At 63.5% G+C, this 21,245-nt stretch carries 22 protein-coding genes; 5 read left to right on the top strand and 17 right to left on the bottom strand.

The window, feature by feature from the left end:
- Positions 1-55 precede the first annotated feature (55 nt).
- The gene (locus AC0L2B_RS23825) at positions 56-2,140 is read right to left on the bottom strand and encodes a GAF domain-containing sensor histidine kinase (RefSeq protein ID WP_473747060.1); all 2,085 of its coding nucleotides are present in this window, start codon (positions 2,138-2,140) and stop codon (positions 56-58) included.
- Between the two features lie 66 nt (positions 2,141-2,206).
- Positions 2,207-2,986, bottom strand: coding sequence for a response regulator (locus tag AC0L2B_RS23820; protein ID WP_473747239.1), 780 nt, complete (start codon positions 2,984-2,986; stop codon positions 2,207-2,209).
- 47 nt (positions 2,987-3,033) lie between these two features.
- Here AC0L2B_RS23820 and AC0L2B_RS23815 point away from each other — a divergent pair, with 47 nt between their 5' ends.
- A complete protein-coding gene (locus tag AC0L2B_RS23815; RefSeq protein ID WP_023797129.1) occupies positions 3,034-3,720 on the top strand; it encodes a response regulator transcription factor in 687 nt (228 codons plus the stop codon).
- Between the two features lie 54 nt (positions 3,721-3,774).
- Here the strand turns inward: AC0L2B_RS23815 and AC0L2B_RS23810 are convergent, their stop codons facing one another.
- Both AC0L2B_RS23810 and AC0L2B_RS23805 read right to left on the bottom strand, forming a co-directional pair.
- Positions 3,775-3,942: a hypothetical protein gene (locus AC0L2B_RS23810; protein WP_473747059.1), complete on the bottom strand. Its 168-nt coding sequence runs from the start codon at positions 3,940-3,942 to the stop codon at positions 3,775-3,777.
- Positions 3,943-3,966: 24 nt separating this feature from the next.
- Entirely contained in the window at positions 3,967-4,233 is a 267-nt protein-coding gene (locus AC0L2B_RS23805; protein WP_473585356.1) for a hypothetical protein, read from the bottom strand.
- Between the two features lie 354 nt (positions 4,234-4,587).
- On the opposite strand from AC0L2B_RS23805, the gene AC0L2B_RS23800 reads away from it, so the two are divergent.
- Positions 4,588-5,061 (top strand): L,D-transpeptidase, encoded by a 474-nt coding sequence (locus AC0L2B_RS23800; RefSeq protein ID WP_027153453.1) that lies wholly within the window; start codon positions 4,588-4,590, stop codon positions 5,059-5,061.
- A gap of 87 nt (positions 5,062-5,148) precedes the next feature.
- On the opposite strand, the gene AC0L2B_RS23795 is transcribed toward AC0L2B_RS23800, so the two are convergent.
- Both AC0L2B_RS23795 and AC0L2B_RS23790 read right to left on the bottom strand, forming a co-directional pair.
- Complete coding sequence (locus AC0L2B_RS23795) at positions 5,149-8,232, bottom strand: efflux RND transporter permease subunit (protein ID WP_473747058.1); 3,084 nt, start codon at positions 8,230-8,232, stop codon at positions 5,149-5,151.
- Positions 8,229-9,494 (bottom strand): efflux RND transporter periplasmic adaptor subunit, encoded by a 1,266-nt coding sequence (locus tag AC0L2B_RS23790; RefSeq protein WP_473747057.1) that lies wholly within the window; start codon positions 9,492-9,494, stop codon positions 8,229-8,231. Before AC0L2B_RS23790 ends, AC0L2B_RS23795 begins: the two co-directional genes overlap by 4 nt.
- Positions 9,495-9,645: 151 nt before the next feature.
- Here AC0L2B_RS23790 and AC0L2B_RS23785 point away from each other — a divergent pair, with 151 nt between their 5' ends.
- Both AC0L2B_RS23785 and AC0L2B_RS23780 read left to right on the top strand, forming a co-directional pair.
- On the top strand, positions 9,646-10,182 hold the full coding sequence (locus AC0L2B_RS23785) for a TetR/AcrR family transcriptional regulator (protein WP_091593200.1): 537 nt from the start codon (positions 9,646-9,648) through the stop codon (positions 10,180-10,182).
- 148 nt (positions 10,183-10,330) lie between these two features.
- Positions 10,331-10,546 carry a hypothetical protein gene (locus tag AC0L2B_RS23780; protein WP_473747056.1) on the top strand — a complete coding sequence of 72 codons (216 nt, stop codon included), beginning with the start codon at positions 10,331-10,333 and terminating at the stop codon, positions 10,544-10,546.
- Here AC0L2B_RS23780 and AC0L2B_RS23775 read toward each other — a convergent pair.
- The 4 genes from AC0L2B_RS23775 to AC0L2B_RS23760 all read right to left on the bottom strand — a co-directional run bounded on the left by AC0L2B_RS23775 (position 10,521) and on the right by AC0L2B_RS23760 (position 14,469).
- Complete coding sequence (locus AC0L2B_RS23775; RefSeq protein ID WP_473747055.1) at positions 10,521-11,642, bottom strand: Gfo/Idh/MocA family protein; 1,122 nt, start codon at positions 11,640-11,642, stop codon at positions 10,521-10,523. The two genes, AC0L2B_RS23780 and AC0L2B_RS23775, sit on opposite strands and share 26 nt — an antisense overlap.
- Positions 11,643-11,720: 78 nt before the next feature.
- Positions 11,721-12,485: an ATP-binding cassette domain-containing protein gene (locus tag AC0L2B_RS23770; protein ID WP_473493789.1), complete on the bottom strand. Its 765-nt coding sequence runs from the start codon at positions 12,483-12,485 to the stop codon at positions 11,721-11,723.
- Complete coding sequence (locus AC0L2B_RS23765) at positions 12,482-13,483, bottom strand: ABC transporter permease (protein WP_473747054.1); 1,002 nt, start codon at positions 13,481-13,483, stop codon at positions 12,482-12,484. The genes AC0L2B_RS23770 and AC0L2B_RS23765 overlap by 4 nt, the downstream gene beginning before the upstream one ends.
- Positions 13,480-14,469, bottom strand: coding sequence for a sugar ABC transporter substrate-binding protein (locus AC0L2B_RS23760; RefSeq protein ID WP_473747053.1), 990 nt, complete (start codon positions 14,467-14,469; stop codon positions 13,480-13,482). The genes AC0L2B_RS23765 and AC0L2B_RS23760 overlap by 4 nt, the downstream gene beginning before the upstream one ends.
- Positions 14,470-14,527: 58 nt before the next feature.
- Here AC0L2B_RS23760 and AC0L2B_RS23755 point away from each other — a divergent pair, with 58 nt between their 5' ends.
- Complete coding sequence (locus AC0L2B_RS23755) at positions 14,528-14,770, top strand: hypothetical protein (RefSeq protein ID WP_473747052.1); 243 nt, start codon at positions 14,528-14,530, stop codon at positions 14,768-14,770.
- A gap of 131 nt (positions 14,771-14,901) precedes the next feature.
- Here AC0L2B_RS23755 and AC0L2B_RS23750 read toward each other — a convergent pair whose 3' ends face one another.
- The 7 genes from AC0L2B_RS23750 to AC0L2B_RS23720 all read right to left on the bottom strand — a co-directional run bounded on the left by AC0L2B_RS23750 (position 14,902) and on the right by AC0L2B_RS23720 (position 21,244).
- Entirely contained in the window at positions 14,902-15,939 is a 1,038-nt protein-coding gene (locus AC0L2B_RS23750; protein ID WP_473747051.1) for an ROK family protein, read from the bottom strand.
- Complete coding sequence (locus AC0L2B_RS23745; RefSeq protein WP_473747050.1) at positions 15,939-16,661, bottom strand: ribulose-phosphate 3-epimerase; 723 nt, start codon at positions 16,659-16,661, stop codon at positions 15,939-15,941. The genes AC0L2B_RS23750 and AC0L2B_RS23745 overlap by 1 nt, the downstream gene beginning before the upstream one ends.
- The gene (locus AC0L2B_RS23740) at positions 16,658-17,491 is read right to left on the bottom strand and encodes an alpha/beta fold hydrolase (protein ID WP_473747049.1); all 834 of its coding nucleotides are present in this window, start codon (positions 17,489-17,491) and stop codon (positions 16,658-16,660) included. Before AC0L2B_RS23740 ends, AC0L2B_RS23745 begins: the two co-directional genes overlap by 4 nt.
- Positions 17,491-18,309, bottom strand: a complete 819-nt coding sequence (locus tag AC0L2B_RS23735) for a sugar phosphate isomerase/epimerase family protein (RefSeq protein WP_473747048.1) — start codon at positions 18,307-18,309, stop codon at positions 17,491-17,493. Before AC0L2B_RS23735 ends, AC0L2B_RS23740 begins: the two co-directional genes overlap by 1 nt.
- Positions 18,309-19,385 (bottom strand): Gfo/Idh/MocA family protein, encoded by a 1,077-nt coding sequence (locus tag AC0L2B_RS23730; protein ID WP_473747047.1) that lies wholly within the window; start codon positions 19,383-19,385, stop codon positions 18,309-18,311. The genes AC0L2B_RS23735 and AC0L2B_RS23730 overlap by 1 nt, the downstream gene beginning before the upstream one ends.
- Positions 19,386-19,395: 10 nt before the next feature.
- Positions 19,396-20,211 carry a sugar phosphate isomerase/epimerase family protein gene (locus AC0L2B_RS23725; protein WP_473747046.1) on the bottom strand — a complete coding sequence of 272 codons (816 nt, stop codon included), beginning with the start codon at positions 20,209-20,211 and terminating at the stop codon, positions 19,396-19,398.
- A gap of 190 nt (positions 20,212-20,401) precedes the next feature.
- A complete protein-coding gene (locus tag AC0L2B_RS23720; RefSeq protein ID WP_023797144.1) occupies positions 20,402-21,244 on the bottom strand; it encodes a carbohydrate ABC transporter permease in 843 nt (280 codons plus the stop codon).
- Between the last annotated feature and the right edge of the window lies 1 nt (position 21,245).

Here is a 21,245-nt window from a genome sequence, read left to right as displayed (position 1 = left end):
GCCCTTTGTTGAGCATCGGATTTTTTCAAAAACCGATTTCCACCGGTCCGAAGTCCTAGCTGCCCAATGCGGCCTGCTCGGCGATGGCCGACAGCACCCCGCGCACGTCCAGCGTGCTGAACGGCTTTTCCAGGATCTGCGGCCGCTGCGGCGCCGGCAATGCCTCGATTTCGGCTTTCGCGCCGATCAGGTCGCCGGTGACCAGAACGAAGCGCCGCGCCAGATCAGGCTTTTCGGCGAGCAGTTCGCGATAGATCGATATGCCGCTGGTGCCGGGCATGCGCAGATCGGAAAAGACGATGTCCGGTGGCATATGGCCTGACAAGGTCGCGGCGGCCGACGCCCAGGCCGGCACGATCCGCGACTTGATGCCCATCAACTCCAGAATGTCGGACAGCGAGGCGGCGACATCCGGCTCGTCGTCGATGATCAGGGCATGGCGCAATCCGCTCGAGCGCGACGGGCTTTCGCCGGCGGCGGCCGCGCCGCCGGCGATCGCCGGCAACTGGACGACGAAACGGGCGCCTCTCGGCAGAACTTCCTCGAACCAGACATTGCCATTGTGCCGTTCGATGATCGATTTCGAGATCGACAGGCCGATGCCGGTGCCGACGCCGACCGGCTTGGTGGTGAAATACGATTCGAAGATGCGAGAGCGTATCGCTTCCGGCACGCCCGGCCCGTTGTCCTCGACCGAGAAACAGGGATTGCCGCGATCGCTGCGAAACGTGCGAACTTTGATCAGCCGGTCGCCGCCGATGCCGGCCAGAGCGTGCTGGCTGTTGATGAGGAAGTTGGCGGCCACTTGCGTCACATGGTCGGCGTCGGCCATGGCCAGCAGCGGGCCGCTGGCGAATTCGGTGTCGATAATGATGCCGGTCGACCTGGCGCCGTAGGCGGTCACTTCGAGTGCCGCGCGGACCACCTGGTTGAGGTCGGTCTCGGCCTGAGTCGCCGGATGCAGGCGCACCATCGAGAGGAAACTCTTGACGATGCGGCCGCAGCGCTCTGCGGCGGCGCGCACCTTTTCGGCGCGCACCTTGGTCTGCGGGTCAGAGGCGAACTCGTGCAACAAGGTCGATTGGGCGACGACCACGGCAAGCGGGTTGTTGAGTTCGTGTGACACGCCGGCAAGCAGCGAACCCATCGCCGCCATCTTTTCGTTCTGGTGCAGCTTTTCGCGCTGGCGGCCGATCTCCTCCTCGGCACGCAATTTGTCGCGCAGGTCGCGGATCGAGCCGAAGATCAGGCGGCGGTCGGCGACCCGCATCTCGGTTGCCGTCAATTCGATCGGAAAGACCTCGCCGGCAGCATTCTGGGTGACGGTCTCGATCCGCTGCCCGACCATCGGCGCGCCGCGGCCCGACATGTATTCGGCGCCCGACACATAGCCCTTGCGATAATAGTCCGGAACGACGGTGTCGAGCAGGTCCTTGCCAAGGATGTCGCTGCGCTGGTAGCCGAACATCTTTTCGGCGGCCGGATTGAACTCGATGATCGAACCGGTCTCGTCGATGACGATGATCGCGTCGAGCGAGGCCTGCAGCATGGTGCGGCGGATGACTTCGCTGGCGTGGGCATCGGAAAGCGATCGTTCGATGGCGTCGCCGATGGCCAGCGCCACGATGTGCAGCGTTGCCTCTTCCTCGTCGGTCCATTCGCGCTCGTTCACGCAGTCGTTGACCGCCAGCGTTCCCCACAGATGGCCATGCGCAAAGACCGATACCGACAGGAACGACTTGATGTGCTGCTTTTCGAAGTCGGTTCTCAGAAAGCCTTCGAGGTCGCGCGTGTGTCCCGCGAAAATCTTGCCTTGCCGCTCGTCCTCCGCCAACCGTTCCAGCAGTGGGTCCGAATTGACAACCGACTGCATGATCACCGTCGGCGATGCCAACTCGCCACCATATCGGGGGTCGATCCAGTAGGCCGCCACCGATTGGGCAAAGCCTTGGCCGGGCAGCTCGCGCAGCCGAAACAGGATGCCGCGCTGGCAATCCATGGCCCCGCACAGCGTTTCAAGGATGCTGCCCATGTCGCGCTGCCAGTCGCCAGCTTCGTGAAGCCGGCGAACGATGTGAACAGCGGCCATCGCCGCGCCCTGCCTGACGCCGTGCCTATCGCTGCGTGCTTCAGCCGTCATGGTCAACCGTCATGGGGTCAGCCGTCATTTCACAGTCGTGCCACCGAGAGTGGTTGGTCGCGCCGCTCAGTTGCCTTCGCCGGTCGGCAGCGAGAAGATATAGCCTTCGCCGCGGACTGTGCGCAGGAATTTCGGATTGGCCGGGTCCGCCTCGATCTTCTTCCTCAGCCGCATGATGCGGATATCGACCGCGCGTGAGGAGTCAGGATCTTCCACGAAGCCGATCGCCTCGGAGATCGCCGCACGCGTCAGCAAGCGGTTGGCACGCGTCAGGAAGACCTCCAGCACGTCGAACTCGCTCTTGGCCAGGTCGATGACCGTCCCATTGGCGCCGGTGACGAACCGACCGTCGAGATCGGCATGGAAAGGTCCGAAGCTCATGGAACGGCGGTTGGCAGTTGTTTCGGCCTTGGCGGCCTGCGGCTCGGCCGGCTGCGGCACGCGGCGCAGCACGCTGCGGACCCGAGCCAGCACCTCGCGCAATTCGTAAGGCTTGACGATGTAGTCGTCGGCGCCGAGTTCCAGTCCGACGATGCGGTCGAGCGCGGTGCCGGCGGCAGTGGCATAGATGATGCCGATCGGCGTTTTCGAGCGCATCCAGCGGCCAAGCGACAGGCCGTCCTCGCCCGGCATGGCGATGTCGAGGATGGCCAGGTGAAACGACTGCGTTTCCAGCAAGGTTCGCGCAGCGCTGGCACTCTCGGCCGTAGCGACATCGTAGCCGCTGGCGTCGAGATACTCGGCGACCGCGTCCCTCAGATCCGGCTCGTCCTCGACGACGACAATTCGTGCCCGCACGATGCTCTCGCTCCCACTTTCAGCGGAAAGTAGATTGGGTATAAACATCATGTCCAGCACTCATCTTGGGTTGCCGGGTTGCAGGGTGGAAAAAAATGGCTGCACGATCCATCATCGCGCTTGTTTCCGTCGCCGAAGTGGTCGCAACCGATCTCGCCGACCATCTCGAACGGCGCGGTCATGACGTGCGCGCAGTGCGGCAGCCGTGGGAGGCCGAATCCTTGCTTTCCGGAAACGGCATCGATGTCGTTGTCGTCGGCGACAGCCTCAGCCAGGCGGAAGGGCGTGATCTGCTCAAGCGCCATGGCGGCGAGGGCGGGCCGGATTTCATCCTGATCTGCCGGCCGGCCGATCTCGTCGACAAGGTGCTGGCGCTCGAGCTCGGCGCCGCCGACGTCGTCGAGAGCCCGCTCAACGTCAGGGAACTCGCCGCCCGTATCGGCGGCTTGCTGGCACGGCGCGGCCGGAACGCCGGGGAATTGGTCGTGCTGGAGAACGCGACGGTCGACCTCCGGTCGGCCATGGTCATGCATCGCTCCGGCACGGAAGAACAGTTGTCGCCGGGTCAGGTGGCGCTGCTCAGATTGTTCCTGGCCAGTCCGCGCAAGGTCTTGACGCGCGACGATATCATTGCCGCCGCGCCCGCCGAAAATGCCGATGCCTTCGATCGCTCGATCGATTCGCGCATCGTGCGACTGCGCCGCAAGCTCGACACCGAAACCATCACCACCATACGGGGTGCGGGCTACCGGTTCGATCCGCCGACGCAGTTCGCCGACTGAGGCCCAGCCCCTCACCAGCGAGCCCCTCACCGTGCTGTCCACAGGCCCAGGCGCTCAGCGCACCACGAGAAGCAACGGACCTGACGGCATTTCGCTGGCCGCGACGAATTCGCTCGCATGGGCACGATCCCTGAGAAGCACGGTGGCGAGGCCGGCAAAGCCGAGCAGGCCCTGTGCGTAGAGCAGTGCGGAAAGCACCGAAGCTGCAAATTTCGTGTTCATCGTTTTCGTCCCCCAAATTTGGTTTCACGTTCGCTTCAGGGAAAACCCCGAAGTGCCCGCGCCGCCATCGGAGCCCCCCGTTGCGGCGCGGGCCTTCGGTCCTCTCGGCTGCAAGTTGCCGGAGGTGCCGCGCATCTTCTTCAGCCCAAAACCGACCCGCCAGAGGGCCTTGAGCCGGTTATGCGCAGGCTGGACACGATCCAGACCGTGGCGAAAACAGTGCGGCATGCAAATCAACGCTGCTTCTATGCTTATCCTGAACCAGGAGATCACGTTCGATTGCATGTTCATCTTGGTTTGTGCCGGCTGTTTTCGTTGGGTCAACTTTGCCGGTGGCCTGTATCAACATCATGCCGCTCGAGCCGCGCTTTGTTGCCGATTGGTTTCGAGCTTTCTTTCATGTGAGGGAAGACCGCGCTTCTGCCAGGAGATGGCAGTAGCTTTTCCGGTCCGGGCTCGACCGGGAAGACCGTCCTGTTCTTGCTTTCACCCTTGCAAACGCCTCGGAATGGGCCTGCGGCCGTAACCAGAGGAAACAGATTCGAAACAGAAAAATCCGCCGTGCGAAATCAATTCGAAACGTGACCCAACGACAAGCCAGTCATCGAATTGGAGCCGGCCATGCCCGGCAGACAGGGGGATATCATGTACACTGCCATTTCCGCCAAGCTCATCAACATCGCCGCCGCCGTCACCGCGGGCACGGTTCTTCTGTTCGGCGCCGGCAACGGCGTTGCCGATGCTGCCAATCGGGCCGCCAATCAGATCGTGGCGCGGATTTCGCTTTCGCAGCAGACGATGGAAGTCCTCGTAGACGGCCGGCCGACCTTCGCGTGGAAAGTCTCGACCGGCGGTAGGGGGCATCTCACCCCGACCGGGTCGTTCAAGCCGACCCGCATGCACCAGATGTGGTATTCGAGGAAATATGACAACGCGCCGATGCCGCATTCGGTCTTCTTCAAGGGTGGCTACGCCGTGCATGCGACCAATTTCGTCAGGCGCCTCGGCCAGCCGGCCTCGCATGGCTGCGTGCGGCTGCATCCGGACAACGCCGCCGACTTCTACCAGCTTGTCGAGATGTTCGGTCCGACCAACACCAGGATCGTCATCGTCAAATGATAAGCAAGACGATCCGCCTTTATAAATACGTTGCGGTCGGACATCACTACCCAGAAAAAAGGCCGGAAATTTCCGGCCTTTTTCTCATCAATCGACAGGCACCGGCATCAGCTTCGGGTCCGGCTTCTCGGCGTGATGCGGCAGGTCCTTGCTGGCGATGAAGGTGTAGAACATCGGCACCACGAACAGGGTGAACATGGTTCCCACCAGAATGCCGGTGAAGATCACCAGGCCCATCGAATAGCGCGCTGCGGCGCCTGCGCCGCTGGAGACGATCAGCGGCACCACGCCGAGCGCCATCGCCGCCGTCGTCATCAGGATCGGTCTTAGCCGCACCCTGGCCGAGGCGACGATCGCATCGCGCCGCCGCATCCCGTGCAGCTCGCGCTGCTGGTTGGCGAATTCGACCAGAAGAATGCCGTGCTTGGTGATCAGGCCGATCAGCGTGATCAGCCCGACCTGCGTGTAGATGTTGAGCGTCCCCAGCCCCAGATTGAGCGGCACGATTGCGCCGAAGATCGACAGCGGCACCGACATCATGATGATCAACGGATCGCGGAAGCTTTCGAACTGCGCCGCCAGCACCAGATAGATCACAAGAACAGCTGCCGCGAAGGCGATGATGATCGTGTAGCCCTGCTCCTTCTCCTGACGCGACTGGCCGGTATAGTCGATGAAGAACGTGTCGGGCAGGCTTTCCCGGGCAATGTCCTCGATGGTCCTCAGCCCGTCACCGGTGGTGAGAGTGGGCAATGGCAGAGCGGAAATCGTGGCGGAGTTCAATTGGTTGAACTGCTCGATCACGGCCGGCGAGGCGTTCGTCGAGATCTTCACCACTGCCGAGAGCGGCACCATCTCGCCCGACGCGCTGCGGACGAAATACTCGGCCAGCTTTTCAGGGTTGTCGCGGAAGTTCTGCGGCACCTGAGGGATGATGTCGTAGCTGTTGGATTCGCGGTCGAACTGCGCCACTTCGGCACCGCCGACCAAAAGGGTCAGCGTCCGGCCGATGTCGGCGATCGGCAGGTTGAGCGCCGCGGCGCGGTCGCGGTCGATCGTCACCGTCACTTGCGGTGCGTCAAAGGACATCGAATTCTGCACTGCGAGGAATCGACCGGAGGCCTGCGCCTTGTTCTTGATGTCCTCGGCCGCCTCGAACACCTGCGAGGCATCGCCGGTCGAACGCACCACCATCGTGACCGGCAGGCCCCCGCCGGAGCCGGGCAGCGTCGGTGGGGCGAAGACGAAAGCCTCGACGCCCGCCACCTTGGTAAGGCGACCCGTGATGTCTTCCTGAAGCTCCTTCGAGCTGCGCTCGCGCTCGGCCCAGTCCTTGAATGCGAAGCCGACGAAGGCGCTGTTCGTCGGGCCCCCGAAGGCGACGGCGGAGAACCGCGCCCTGGTTTCGGGGATATCGTTCATCAGCCCGAGAATCTGGTTCACATAGGTCTCGGTATAGTCCGACGTCGCGTAGCGCGGCGCGTTCACAAGAGACAGCAAGAAGCCCTGGTCTTCCTCCGGCGCCAGTTCGCTGGCGGTCTTGGTGAACATGAAGCCGGTCGTGGCGACCAGTGCGATGACGATCATCAGCGTCACCGGACGATATTTTAGCGAGCCGCTGACCAGCCGCTCATAGACGTTTTCGACGCGCCTGAACGTGTTGTCGACAATACGCTGGAAGCGGCTGTGCGAGCCGGCCCTCAGGATGCGTGCTGACATCATCGGCGTGACGGTGAGGGCAACGACACCCGAAAGCACCACCGAGCCGGCAAGCGTTACCGCGAATTCGCGAAACAGTGCGCCGGTCAGGCCGCCGGTGAAGGCCAGCGGCGCGAACACGGCGGCCAGCGTTATCGTCATGGCGATGACGGCGGACGAGATCTCCCGCATGCCGTTGAAGGCCGCCTGCATCGGCGACAAGCCGTCTTCCTCCATATGGCGGTGAATGTTTTCCACCACCACGATGGCATCGTCGACGACGAGGCCGATCGCCAGCACCATGGCCAGCAACGACAAGAGGTTGATCGAATAGCCCAGCGAAAACAGCAGGAAACAGACGCCGATCAGCGACAGCGGAATGGTCACGATCGGCATCAGCACCGAGCGGAACGAGCCGAGGAAGAGCAGGATGACAACGATGACGATAGCGACCGCTTCGCCGATGGTCTTGAACACTTCCTCGATCGAGGCGCTGATCTGCTCGGTCGAATCGTAGACGATCTCGATCGTCATGCCTTGCGGCAGCGTCTCCTGGATCGTCGGCACGATTTCGTGGATGGCCTCCGCTGTCGTCAGCGGATTGGCGGCCGGCGTCGGGAAGATGGCGAGAAAGATGCCGGGCTTGCCGTTGAAAGTAACCCTGGTGTCGGTGTTCGCCGCGGCGAGCTCGACGCGCGCCACGTCGCGCAGCCTCACCACATTGCCGTCTGTGGAACGAAGCGGAAGAGCGGCGAAAGCCTCCGGCGTCTGCAGCGTCGAGCGGACGGTGATCGAGGAGGCGACGTACTCGTTTTCGGTATTTCCGGGTGCCGACAGGAAATTCGATGCGTTGATGGCGGTCAGCACGTCCGACGCCGTCACGCCGCGCGCCGCCAGTTTGATCGGGTCGATCCAGACGCGCATCGAATATTCGGCGGCCCCGAAAATCTGCACGTCGGCGACACCCTCGACCGTCGACATGCGCGGCCGCACGACGCGCTCGATATATTCGGTGAGTTGTTCCGGCGTCATGTTCGGATTCTGCATCGAGATATACATCATCGCGAACTGCTCGCCGGTGCCTTTGACGATCACCGGGTCTTCGGACTCGTCCGGCAGGTCGCCGCGCACGCTTTGTACCTTCGACAGGACTTCGTTCAGCGCGACGTCGGGATTGGAGCCGAGTTTCATCTGCACCGTCACGGTGCTGGAGGACGGCCGGCTTGCCGACGTGACATAGTCGATGTTTTCGGTCGAAGCGACGGCACGGGCGATCGGCGCGGAAATGAACCCCTGGATCAGGTCGGCGCTGGCGCCGGGATAGGCTGTGGTGATCGTGATGGCCGTTTCTTCGACCTCCGGATACTGCCGGATCGAGAGGCTGAAGATGCCTTGGAAACCCAGAAGCAGGATCATCAAGGCGAGCACGGTCGAAAGGACCGGACGGCGAATGAAGATGTCGGAGAAGCTCATTTCTGGGCTGCCTGCTGGTTTGCCGGCTTGGTCGGATCGACGGTGTTGTCGACGGCAACGGACATGCCGTTGGAAAGGCGGTTCTGGCCGGCGGTAACGACTTCGTCGCCGGGGGCGATGCCTTCCAGGATCTCAACCAGGCCGGCATTACGGCGGCCTGGCTTGACGAACACCTGGGCAAGCACGAGCTGCGGCTTCTGTTCTTCCGCTGTCGGCTCGGCCGGCGCAGCAGCTGGCTTTTCCTCGGGGTTTGCCGCGGGCGCTTCAGCCGCGGGGTTTGCCGTATCTGGGGCCGGCTTTTCTTCCGGCTTCGCCGCAGCAGCAGGGGCGGCGCCACCGTCGGCGGCGGGCTTTGCCGGACGCACCACGAAGACGAAATCACCGTAGAGGCTGGAGGTCAGCGCAGTCTGCGGCACCGTTAGCACGTTGTTTTCCTCGGGCAGTTCGACGCGCACCTGCACGAACTGGCCAGGCGTCAGCTTGCCTTCGGGGTTGGCGACCTCGGCCCTGACCGTCACCATCCGGCTGGTCGGATTGATCTTCGGGTCGATACCGCGGATGGTGCCGGCGAACGGAAGCTCGCCGTCGCCAATGCCCAGCCGCAGCGTCTGGCCGATCTTCAGCAGCGGAAGCTGCTGTTCGGGAACCGAGAAATCGGCTCGCATCGTCTCCAGATCCTGCAGGGTCGCTACGGAAGTGCCGGGTGAGAGATACTGGCCGAGATCGATCCTGGGGATACCAATGGTGCCGCTGAAGGGCGCTGTCAGCAGCTTCTGCTCGAGCACCGCCTGCAGCCTGTTGACCCGCGAAGCGGAAGCCAATGCGGCTGCCCGCGCTGAATCGAGCGTCGATTCCGAGCCGACATCGCGTTTCTGCAATTCAAGGGCGCGTGTCAACGCCGTCTGGTCGAGCGCTGCTTGCGCCTTCGTCGCATCGAGATCGGCGCGCTCTGCGGCATCGTCGAGCTGAAGCAGACCCGCGTTGGCTTCAACCTTCTGATTGGCGTGAAACAGGATGTCCTTGACGATGCCGGCGGTCTCGACGGTCAGGTCGACGCCGCGGACCGCCCTGACAGTGCCGATCGCCTCGACGCCCGGCGTCCACCCCTTCGGCTTGACGATCATCGTCGACACGGTCGCGGCAGGGGGCTTCATCGTGGCGAAGAATTCCTGCATTGCATTGTCGCGGAACAAGTTGAAGCCGACGATGCCGCCGCAGACCACCACGAGCAGAATGAAGGCGATGATGAAACGCTTGATCACGAACAGTCCCCTTGGCCATGGCCCGGCACAACAGTCGGATGACCCAAACACATAGCTGTGACTGGTCCCGATATCAAATGACGGCGACCTTACTGTACCGTCTGGACGGTCTTGTCAATTCCGCGTAGGCTAATGTATGGGGGAGCGATTGATGAAAGCCCGCAGAGCAAATTCGCGTGATAAAATTCTCGCTGCCGCCGCCGATGTGGCACGCGAGACAGGGCCCGGCAGCCTGTCGCTGGACGCCGTCGCCAGCCGGGCCGGGGTGTCGAAAGGCGGCTTGCTGTACAATTTCCCGACCAAGGCGAAGCTGATGCAGGCGCTGGTTGAGGATTATCTTCGCGCCTTCGAGCAGGCGCTGGACGCCGCCCGCACTGCCGGCGTCGCGGGCGAGAGCCCGCTTGCGACCTATATCAAGCTTTCGGCCGAACATGCCGCGGAATCGAAACCGTCGGCGTCCTGGATATTTTCGGCGATCGCCGAGGATCCCGATTTCCTGACGCCGATAAAAGCGTTCAGGCGGCAGGTTTTCGAACGGCTCAAGGGAGAAACGCCGGACCTCAAGGCGCTGCTGGTCTGCTACCTCGCCATCGAAGGACTTCGCAGCATGAATCTCTTCGATTCGGATGTTCTTTCGGTCGACGAACGCCGGTTGCTGATATCGTCCTTGTTGGAGATTGCGGGATAGATTGCCGCGCAGGAGTGCCGTTCAGGGAACCTTTGTCCGCCTCGCGATTTTGGATGTATGGTGAGAAGCCGAACGGCCAGAAAGGCATTCCCCGATGACAACAAAACGTTTTGCGATCCGCGCTCTCGTTTTCGCAATGGGGTGCAGCATGTCTGCCGCGGCCTTGGCTGGAGATCGCGATGATCGGCCTGACCGTGATCGCTACGTCCCCGCCGAAGGCAACATCATCGACATTCTGTTCGGCGGCCCGCGCTACTATGACCAGCAGTTGTTCACGACAGCCGCAGGAGCCTGCTCCTACCACAGGGTCGGGCCCGACGCGAACGCCTTGAACAAGATCAACGATCACCATTGCGGGAAGTAGACGGCAGGCCGCGGCGGTCGCCAGTCTTCTTCATCTGTTCGATAATCTCGGCCATCAGCGCCAGGTCGCGGCGGGAGTCCGCTAGGTCGGTCAGCGGCTTCGTCCTGGCGGTGATGTGGCGGTGGAAGGTTTCCAGTTCGTTGGAGAAGGCGTCGCCATACAGCGGCCCGAATGTCCGCGTCACCGGGCCGGCTGCCCCGGCTTCCGTCACTTCGAGTCGCGTCGGCAGGCTGCGGATGTAGGGGGTATCGTAAATGATGCGGACCCGTTTGGTGTTCGAGCGCACCTCGATCATCGCGTCGAACAGGCCGAGATCGTCGACCACTGCGTCGTAGCAGCAGGCGAAATGGCCGTAGTCGAAGGTCACGCTGGTGTTGGCTCCGCCATTGGTGCGGTGCGCCGCCAGCACACGGGCCGGTTCGCCGAGGAGCCCGCGCATCGCCGAAATATGGTGCGAGCTCAGCGCCGTCAGGCCGCGATAGGCGCGTACGAGATCGGCGGGCGCATCGCTGCCCACCACTTCGCGAATCAGCGCCTCGCGCTCCCCGGCGCCGCGTGCTAAAAGGGCCGGATCTATGTCGGTGGGATAGAGGACGTTCTGGCTCTTCTTCAGGAAATGCCGGCCCTCGGAGATCAGGTCGAAGATGCGGACATGGGTTATGTCGGCGAAGTCAGGCAGTTCCTCCATCGCTGCAAGATAGGCCGGGGCGTAGCGGCGCATGTAGCCGACGAAGATCGTCTTGGCGTAGTTTGGCGTCAGTGCCAGAAGCTCGTCGATCTCGCGCACCGTCAGGCAGGCGGGCTTTTCCAAGAGGACATGCTTGTTCGCCTGGACGGCGGCACGGACGAAACGGCTGTGGGTCTCGTCTGACGAGAGGATAAAAACCGCGTCGATATCCGGCGAGTCGATTAGCGCCTCTGCCGTTTCGAAGGCTTTGGCGGTCGGGTATTCGGATGTGCACAGCGCCATCAGGCTCGGCGACACATCATAGATGCCTGATACCAGCCAGCTGTCGCGCTGATCGCTCAGCACCGGCAGATGGATTGATTGCGCGACCTCTCCAAGACCCACTAGCCCGACACGGATCACCGCCACGGCACACTCCCTTCGCAAACCAATTGTTTCAGCCAACAGCTCGTTATAGCTACAGGTGCGGCTCGACCCGGCCGTCCGTCATGCAGCGCCGGTGACGAGCGCGACGAGTTCGTTGCCGGTCGTCTCGGATGAACGGACGGTCGCCACCATCCGTCCCGCTCGCATCACCCAGATCTGGTCGGACAGGCGCCGCACCTGATCGAAATTGTGGCTGACCAGGATGACGCTGACGGCCTGTTCGCGCAGCCGCCGGATCAGGGCTTCGACATTGGCCGTCTCCTGCACGCCGAGCGCTGCGGTTGGCTCGTCCATCACCACCAGCTTGGCGCCGGAACCTGCGGCGCGGCAGATCGAGATCGCCTGTCGCTGTCCGCCCGACAGGCGCCGCACGCGCTGGCTGACCGAAGGCATGTTGATCGACAGGCGTGACAGCATGGCGCGCGCCTGCTGCTTCATCGCCTTGCGGTCGAGCAGCGCGAAGGGGCCGATCCGGCGCACGATCTCACGGTTGAGGAACAGGTTCTGGGCGACGGTCAATTCATCGATCAGCGCGAGGTTCTGGTGCACCGTCTCGATGCCGGCCTTGCGCGCCTCGTCGGGATTGGCGAAGGGGTGCAGCCGGCCGTCGAAGAAAATGTCTCCAGCGTCCGGCACATGCACGCCGACCAGGCAGCGTATCAGCGTCGACTTGCCGGCGCCATTGTCGCCGATCACCGCGGTGACCTCGCCACGGCGGGCCTGGAAGGCGACATCGGTGAAGGCGCGGATGCCGCCGAAATGCTTGCTCAGTCCTTCGCAGGCGAGGATTGCGTCGGCCGACGGGGAGTGATTGACGGCGCTCATTTCTGATACCGCATGATCAGTGCCGCCAGCACCACGATGGCGCCAACGGCCAAGGGCTGGTAGAAGGCCGAAACGCTGAGCAGCGTCAGCCCGTTGACGAGAGCGGTTAGCATCAGCGCTCCGATCGCCGGGCCGAGAATGCTGGCGCGTCCACCAAACAGGCTGACACCTCCCAAGACGACTGCCGCCACCGAATTGAGCAGAAGGCTGGTATTGATCTGCGGTTCGGCCGAGCCGATGCGCGCCACCAGAAGCAGTGCGGCGATGCCGGCGCAGAAGCCTGAAATCGTATAAGCGACGATCTTGACCCGGTTGGTGTGGATGCCGAGCGCGCTGGCGCTTTCGACCTGGCCGCCGGTCGCCAGCAGATGCACGCCGAAGCGGGTGTGGAAGAGCGCGATATGCGCCACCAGAACGGCTGATATCGCCACCCAGACGGGATAGCCGAACGGTCCAAGGGAGCCCGAGGCCAGCCGCAGCAGGAAGGTCGAGCCGACCATTATCGGCTCGCCGCCCGACAGGATCAGGCCGAGCCCGGTAACGCCCGAAAGCGTGCCGAGCGTTACCACGAAGTCGGGTATTCGCCCGGCTGTGATGAGCGCGCCGTTCAGGAAACCGACCGCGCTGGTGGCGGCTACGGCGAGCACGCAGGCGAGAAAGATGCCATAGCCCGCGGCATCGACGAGCCCGAGGACGATGGCGCCCAGCATGACGGCTGCCGCCAAGGAGAGATCGATGCCGGCGGTCGCGACGACGAAGGTCTGGCCGATCGACAGCACGACCAGGATCGCCGCGGCCAGCAGCAGGGCCTGCAAGTTGGCGATGCTGAGGAAGACCGGCTGACTAATGCCGAAGACGATGACGAGGCCGACAAGACCGACGACCGATGCCCAGTCGGCCCAGAAGGAAGGATCCAGGAGGAGAGCCGACAGGGAGGGGCGGCTCTCCTCCGCCGCGCCCGCAGTATGCACGGGCGCGTTTTGTTCAGGAATGCTCACTTCAACATCTCGCGGAAGGGATCGGGATAGTCGTCGCCTGGACGCGGGAAGTTCTTCAGCGAGGCTTCGGCATTGTCCTTGTTGATCAATAGAACCGGCGCCGGCACGTTGGCGGGCAGTTCCTTGCCCATGGCCGCTGCCTTGCAGGCTTCCACGCCCATGGCACCGACGACATAGGGATATTGCGCGACGGTCGCGGCGAGTTCGCCGGCCGCCACCGATTTCAACGCGTCGACGATGCCGTCGAGGCCGATCACCTTGACGTCCTTGCCCGAGGTCTGGACGGCGCGCTGAACGCCGAGCGCCATGATGTCGTTGGCGGCGAAGAAGCCGGCGAGATCGGGATGCGCGGCCAGGATGTCGGTGGCCGCGGTAAGCGCCTTCTCGCGATCCCAGTCGGCGCTGACCATCACCACGACTTCGAGCTTGCCTTCGACAGCCTGCTTGAAGCCCTTGATGCGGGCGTTGCTGCCGACATCGCCGACAATGCCGGCCACCAGCGCGACCTTGGAGCCTGCAGGAACCAGCTTCAGCATCTCCTCGCCCGCCAGAACGCCGGCGGCAACGTTGTCTGTGCCGATGTAGGTTGAGATGGTGAAGCCGGCGGCCTTGGCCTGCTCGGCGTCGATGGTGCTGTCGATGTTGACGATCGGCTTGTTCTTCTGGGCGACAGGGACAAGTGCCTGGACGAGGTTGCTGACGCTGATCGGATTGACCAGATAGCAGTCGAAATCCTGCATGGCCATGGCTGTCAATCGATCGGCCTGCCCGGTAGCGTCGCCCATATTGGCGGCTGCCTGGATAGTGACGGCCACGCCGTCGGCCTTAGCCTGCTCTTCGATGCCTTGGTGCATGTACTGGAAGAAGGGATTGTCGAGACCCTTGACGATCGCCGCGACGCGGGCCGCGTCCTCGGCATGGACCGGCACTGAAATCATGATTGCAAACAGGCCTGCGCCAAGCGTCAGGCAATTGAACATACGCATGCTTTCTCCTCCTAATTTGTTGGTGGTGTCGCAATCGACCCGTTGCCCGGCGAACGGAATGGCTGTGCCGGCAAAGGCCAGCCCGGCGCTTGCGATGACAGGCGACCGACCGACCGGCGATCGCCGCACGGCGGTTTCCGAGCGCTCGGTCATGGCCATTTTCGTGTCTGGCATTTCTCCTCCCGGAGCGCTGACCGATGCCTTGTCAGCATTTCCGCATGTTTTAGAAAAAATTAACATGCGTCAACATTTAAAATGGTATCCAGAGGTTTTTGATGTGCTGCGGTGCAGCAGAAATTGACGCTGCGGGGGCGAAGCAGCTTGATGCCGGCGTCGTCAGTTATGTGGCTTCAGCCTATGAATCCACCGCGAACGCCGAATGCAGCGGCACCAGCGCCCGGGCCACAGGTGACCGGCGCCAGCAGCTTGAGCTCAGCGATGGATTGCCTCCCTGCCGGCGACACGTTCGGTCCGGCCGCCTTTGCTGTCCTTGTCCTGCGCCATCGCCAACGGCGCGCCCGGTTCGCCTTCCCACAGGATCAGGCTGGCCGCGCCGATCAGTCCTGCGCGGTCGCCAAGCTGCGCCGGCACGATCGGTACATCCCTGTAGGCTGGCATCGCCCGCTGCTCGACGGTTGCCCTGATGGCCGGAGCCAACAAGTCGAAACCGTTGGCGAGGCCGCCGCCCATGACGATCAGATCCGGCGAATAGAGGTGAAGCAGATTGGTGAAGCCGATGCCGAGCCACTTCGCCTCAGCCTCGATCAATTCGAGCGCGCTGATATCGCCGGCACGTGCGGCTTCGACGACCTGCCTGGCCGAAACGTCGCCGTCAGCCGAAAGGCGCCTAAGCAGGGAGCCGTCGCCCGGCGTCGTCAGCGCCGTGGCACGCCGCCCGAGCGCCGTACCGGAGGCGACCGCCTCGAAACAGCCGACGGCGCCGCAGAAGCAGCGGTCGCCCTCGCCGGTGATGGTCATGTGGCCGATCTCGGCGGCAAGCCCGCGCCGGCCGTGATAGATGTGGCCGTCGGCGACGACGCCGCCACCAATGCCGGTCGACACGGTGACGAACACCAGGGAGTCGCTGCCTCGGCCGGCGCCGAAGCGCCATTCGCCAAGGGCGGCCGCGTTAGCGTCGTTTTCCAGCCGCACCGGCAGGCCGAAATGCTTGCCAAGAATGTCGATCAACGGCACGTCGTGCCAGCCGGCCAGCGTCGGCGGCGCGATCACAATACCGGCCTTGGGATCGAGCGGTCCCGGCGCGCCGATGCCGATCCCGACGACATCCGCCTGTGGGTGCTGTGTCAGAAGAGCCCCGGCCAGTGCGATGATCTGGCCGATCACCGCATCCGATCCCGCAATCGCCATCGTCGGCGCCGAGACCTGCGCGACAACGCCGCCGTCGCTCTCGACCAGCGCGCCGCGCAGCTCCGTTCCGCCGAGATCGAAGGCGAGGGCCAGTCTTGTCATCAGGCGGCGACCTTCAGCCCATGCAGCCAGCGAATGCGCTGCGCGAGGTCGGGGTCGCCGAACGCCAGCGATCCGAGCACCACCGTCTCGGCGCCGGAGGCGCGCAGGCGCGGCACCGTCTCGTGGCGGATGCCGCCGTCGGCAGCCAGGATGATGTCGGTCTCGCGACCGGCTTTTCTCATCAGTGCGCGCGCTTCGATCAAACGTGGGCAGGCCTGCTCGGAAAGGCTCTGGCCCTTGACGCCGATGGATGTGCCGAGAAGCGTCAAAAACGCGACTTGCGACAGGAACGGCGTGACCGCGGCCACTGGCGTTTCCAGCCTGAGCACCACGCCGGCCTCGGCGCCGAGCGCATGCGCCAGCCGCACGGCGCGCAGGCCGGCTTCGCCGTTTTCGGCGTGGACACTGACCAGATCGGCGCCGGCCTCGATGAACTGACGCGTCTGCTCCTCGACGATCTCGGCTTCGACCATCAGGTGCACATGGATAGGCCTTGCCGTCAGCCGGGCGATCCGCGCTACCAGGTCCGGGAAGAACAGGAAGCCCGGAGTGAAGCGGGCGTCCGCGACATCGATGTGGTGGAGGTCGACATGAGGTTCTATGCGCTTCAGGTCGCGCTCCATATTGGCAAGATCGGCCGACCACAGCGAAAACTCGCCGAGCAGCCGGCTGCGCGGCAGGGCGGCGATGGCGGCGGGACCGGACAGGATTTTGGTCGTCATGACGGAATGAGGCTCCGATAATTCGAGTAGGTGTGAAGGAAGGTCGTAATCTCGGCCTGCAACTCGGCGAAATGCCTGACGCTGTCGAGCGCCTTGGGATGGATTTCTGCAAAGGTCGCGCCGGGAATGGCTGCGGCGAGCGTTAGGGCCGCCGAGAGCGGATGCACCGCATCCATGGCATTGCCGATGACCAGCGTGGCAATGCCAAGCACGGCGGCGTCGCTCGTCGAAACGCCCGGGCCGTCGGCGGCAATGTCGGCGAGGACCTGCGCGAATTGCGCGGCGTCCGGCCGGTCGAAATAGCCGATCAGCGAGGCAAAATTGTCGGGTGCTTCACGCTGCAGGCGCGCGGCGGTTTCCGATTGCGCGAAGATCGACCTCGCCTTGTCGGGCCCGTGGTCCAGGATAAGCCTGGCAACCTCGGCGATCGGCAGCAGGTTCACCGGCGCGTCGTCGAAAATCCAGGCCGGCCGCACCAGGAGAAGACCCGCGACGCGATCCGGATGACGGCAGGCGAGGCGCATGGCGATCGCCGCGCCCATCGAAATGCCGCCGGCGACGAAACGATCGAGACCGGCCTGATCGGCGGCGGCAACAACATCGTCCGCGAACATCTCCAGGGAAAACGGCCGGCGGCTGCCCAGTCCGGAGGCGCCGTGCCCGCGGCATTCCAGCGTGATGCGCCGCAAGCCCGGCCCGGAAGGGAAGGCCTGGGCGACCTGCGCGTCGCCACCGCCCAGCCCATGCTGAAAGATGACCGCAATGCCGTCGCCACTATCGGAAATCCGAAGCGTGGCGTCATCGCGAAGCAGCGTGGCCAGGCGCGCCATCACACCAGCCCTTTGAGGAAGCGGGCAACGCCGGGTGCCTCTTCGGCCGAGAGGCCATGCGTGACCAGCGGCCCGTCAAAACCCGATGCTTTCAGCTTGGCGACGAAATCCGCAAAGTCGACGACACCCCGGCCGGCCGTCGTGAAGCGGCCGTCAGCGAAACGGTCCTTGGCATGGGCCATGGCGACGTGGCCCGCTGTGCGTTCGACGGCGGCGGCGACGATGGCGCGTGCTTCGGCCGAGCTCGCCTGCTCGAACAGGTTGGCCGGATCGAGCACGATGCGCAGCCGTGTCGAGCCCATCTCGGCGATCAGGCGCATCGCCTCCGAGGCCGAGGTGACGATGTTGGCCTGTTCGGGTTCGATGCCAAGATCGACGCCGTGACGCTCCGCGAGCTGAAGCGCCTTTTCCATCTCGCCCGCCATGTCTTCCCATGCCGAGGGCTCGCTATTGTCGGGATGGTATGCCCACTGATCGTCGGCGTTGCGGGTTCCCGTGCACAAGGTGACCAGCGGGACGGACAGCTCTGCCGCGGTCTTGATGACCACGCCAAGCCGGCGCAGGCCGTCGTCGCGCACGGTCCTGTCGGGATGGGCCATGTTGTAGGTGCCCGAGAGCGCTGCAAGGACGACACCGCAAGCATTCGATGCGTCCGCGATGGCATCAATGGCGTCCTTTTGCACCGCCTCCGGCATCGACGGCAGCCCGGCGCAGGCAAGGTTGAACTGGGTGACGGCAAATCCCGAGTCGCGGACCGCTGCCAGCACGCCAACCGGCTCGCTGCCCGGGAAGGTCTTGGCGAACACCCCGATCTGCATCAGACCGCTCCCGTTGCGGAAGCGATCTCGACGCGATCGCCGGTTTCGACCGAACGGGCGATCGCCACCATGGCGCGGATCGAGGCAAGTCCGTCCTCGACGTTGGCGCCGCGCATCGGCTTGCCGTCAAGGATTGTCTCGGCGAGGCCTTCGAGCTGGCGCCTGAAGAAATGCCCGTCGGCGCCGAGCGGCTTTCGCGACGTTGCATCCTTCTCGTGAAAGATATCGACCTCACTCGCCCGGAAATACCAGGGATTGAAGGTCTTCGCGATCACAGAGCCGTGTTCGCCATAGAGCTGAAAACCCTCGTGCCAGTCCATGCGGACAGCCACGGTGAGGTCAAGATGGCCAAGCGCGCCATTGGCGAATTCGGTTTCGACGAACCAGCAATAGGCGCCGAAACGTTGGTTGAGGCGGGCGCGCACGGCAACGATCTCGCCGCACAGGAAGCGCGCGGTGTCGACGAGGTGCGAGCCGTGCGCGAGCATGAAATACTGCCTGAGATCGGACTTCGGATTGCCACCCGGCTTGCGTGCCAGCTTGCTGGTGACCGGCAGCGGCTGGACCGCGTCGGTGTTGGTGTAGCGGTGCGTGGAATCGCAATACCAGGCTTTTAGCGCCAGGATCTCGCCGATCTCATCGTGGACGAAATCGCGCGCCGCTTCCAGTGCCGGGTCGAAGCGCTTCATATGGCCGACCTGCAGCAGCTTGCCGGAGCGCCGGACCGCATCGGCGAGCATCTCGCCTTCCTCGACCGAGACGCCGATCGGCTTCTCACACAGCACGTGCTTGCCGGCCTCGAGCGCCTTGATCGACATCGGCACGTGATAGGCGTCGGAGGTCGCCACGATCACCGCTTCCAGTTGCGGGTCGGCGAGCATCTCATCGTAATCGCCATAGGTTTTTTCGGGTTCATAGGTCGCGGCCATGCGCGCCAGAAGATCGGGGGCGGCATCGCAGATCGCATAGAGATCGGCGTTGCCGGCCTTCACGCAGGATTCGAGATGCGCGAATTGGGCGATCGGCCCGCAGCCGAGCACGCCGACACGAAGGCGACGGTCTTGCTTCCGGATCATGGTCTCTTCCTCACGCGCCGTAGCCGCGCATCGTCTGGCGGTTGGTCTTGACCGCGGCGGCCGGATCGCCGGCGGCGGTCTCGGATTCCTCTTCCAGCACCAGCCAGCCGTTGAAACGAGGTGCGGCGCTGGCGATATCGATCACCGCTTGGGTGTCGCAGACGCCCTTGCCGAGCATAGCCCAGGTGCCGCTGGCGTCGACGTCTTTCAGATGCACGTAGCGGATGCGGTCGCGGTAAGTGGTGAGCGTATCTGCCATGTCCTGATGGCTGCGCAATATGTGGCCGGTATCGGGCACCCAGCCGACAAGCGAGGGGTCGATCAGCCTGAAAATCCGATCGTAGTCGGCACGGTCGAACAGCAGCGTGTTGTGGTGGGAACTGGGATGGACGGCGATGTCGACGCCGGCCTTGCGTCCGAGTTCGCCGGCGTTGTTGTAGACCTCGGCCGCGATGGCAAACTTGTCGTCACGCGGGCCGTCGGACACGACGGTGGCCGAGCCCATCGAAATCAGCGCGCCTGGAAAGGCAGCGGCAAAATCGATCCAGCGTTTCGCTGTCTCCAGGTCGGGGCCGATGCTCTCCATCAGCGTAAAGCCGCTCTTCGAGCCGAAGGCGAAAGAAACAAGGATGAGGCCGGCCGATCTCAGCGCCGCGGCGAATTCCGCCGGCCTGTCGGCATAGCGGCCGATCATCGTGTCGGTGATCTCGATGCCGGCATAACCGCCATCGGCGATCGCCTTGAGCAGATCGTCGGGACCACCGGCAAACCGGTCTCCGAGCATTTCCCAGGTGAAGGTCTGGCAACCGACTTTCAGGTCTTTCATGCTTTCATTCCTTGATGCCGCCCTGCGTCAGCCCTTTGTTGATGTGGCGCTGGATGAACAGCACCAGCTCGATTCAGCGGCGCTATGAAGACGCCCGAGGCCGCGGCGATATCGCCTGCCAGCAGAGAAGGTCCAATCCATCGATTTCGACGCGCGGCCTTCCCCATCGGTTCTCCGTGGGAGGGACATCCTACTTGACCGAGCCCGCGGTCATGCCGGCGAGGAAGAACCTCTGGGCAACGAGGTAGATGAGCAAGAGCGGTAGCGAGCCCAGCACGCTCATCGCCATCATCTGGTTCCATTCGAAGGCGTGCTGCCCCATCAAAAGTTGGATGCCGATCGGGACGGTGCGCATGGACGTTGACTTCGTCAGCGTCAGCGCAAAGAGAAATTCGTTCCAGCACAACAGGAAGGTGTAGACCGACGTCGCCACGATTCCAGGCAGTGAAATCGGGACGATCACCCGCCAGAGTGCGGTCCAGCTGGTGCCGCCGTCGACAGCCACCGCTTCATCGAGATCGCGGGGCAAGGTGTTCAGATATCCCGTCATCAGCAGGATCGCGTAGGGCAGCGTAAACACCAGGTAAGTCAGGATCAGTGCGACGTAGGTGTCGAAGATGCCATACGAGACGACAAGCCCAAAGAAGGGGATCAAAAGCGTGATCGGCGGAATCGTCTGCGTGCTGATGATGAGTGTGTTGAGGCTGCCCTTTCCGCGGAAATTGAAACGGCTGAACCCATAAGCCGCCAGCAAGGCGATCAGAACCGTCAGCACGGTCACCGCTCCGGCCACGAAGTAGCTGTTGAAGAAGAAGCGCAGCTTTACCGGGTCGCCAAGGATGGCCGCATACGCTTCCAGCGTGAAGGCCTTCGGCAGGACGGTTGGTGGCAGGGCAAAGATTTCGGTATTCGACTTGAACGAGCTGCTCAGCATCCAGTAGATCGGGAAGGCCGCGAAAAAGAGCCCTGCGGCAAGCGCGACATGGAGCGCGACGGTGATCAGTCTGTCTTTCGGTGTGTGCCTTTTCCTCATG

The sequence above is a fragment of the Mesorhizobium sp. WSM4815 genome, from assembly GCF_055811575.1.
The sequence above is the reverse complement of the archived record's forward strand: the minus strand, read 5'-3'. Positions and strand labels throughout refer to the sequence as shown.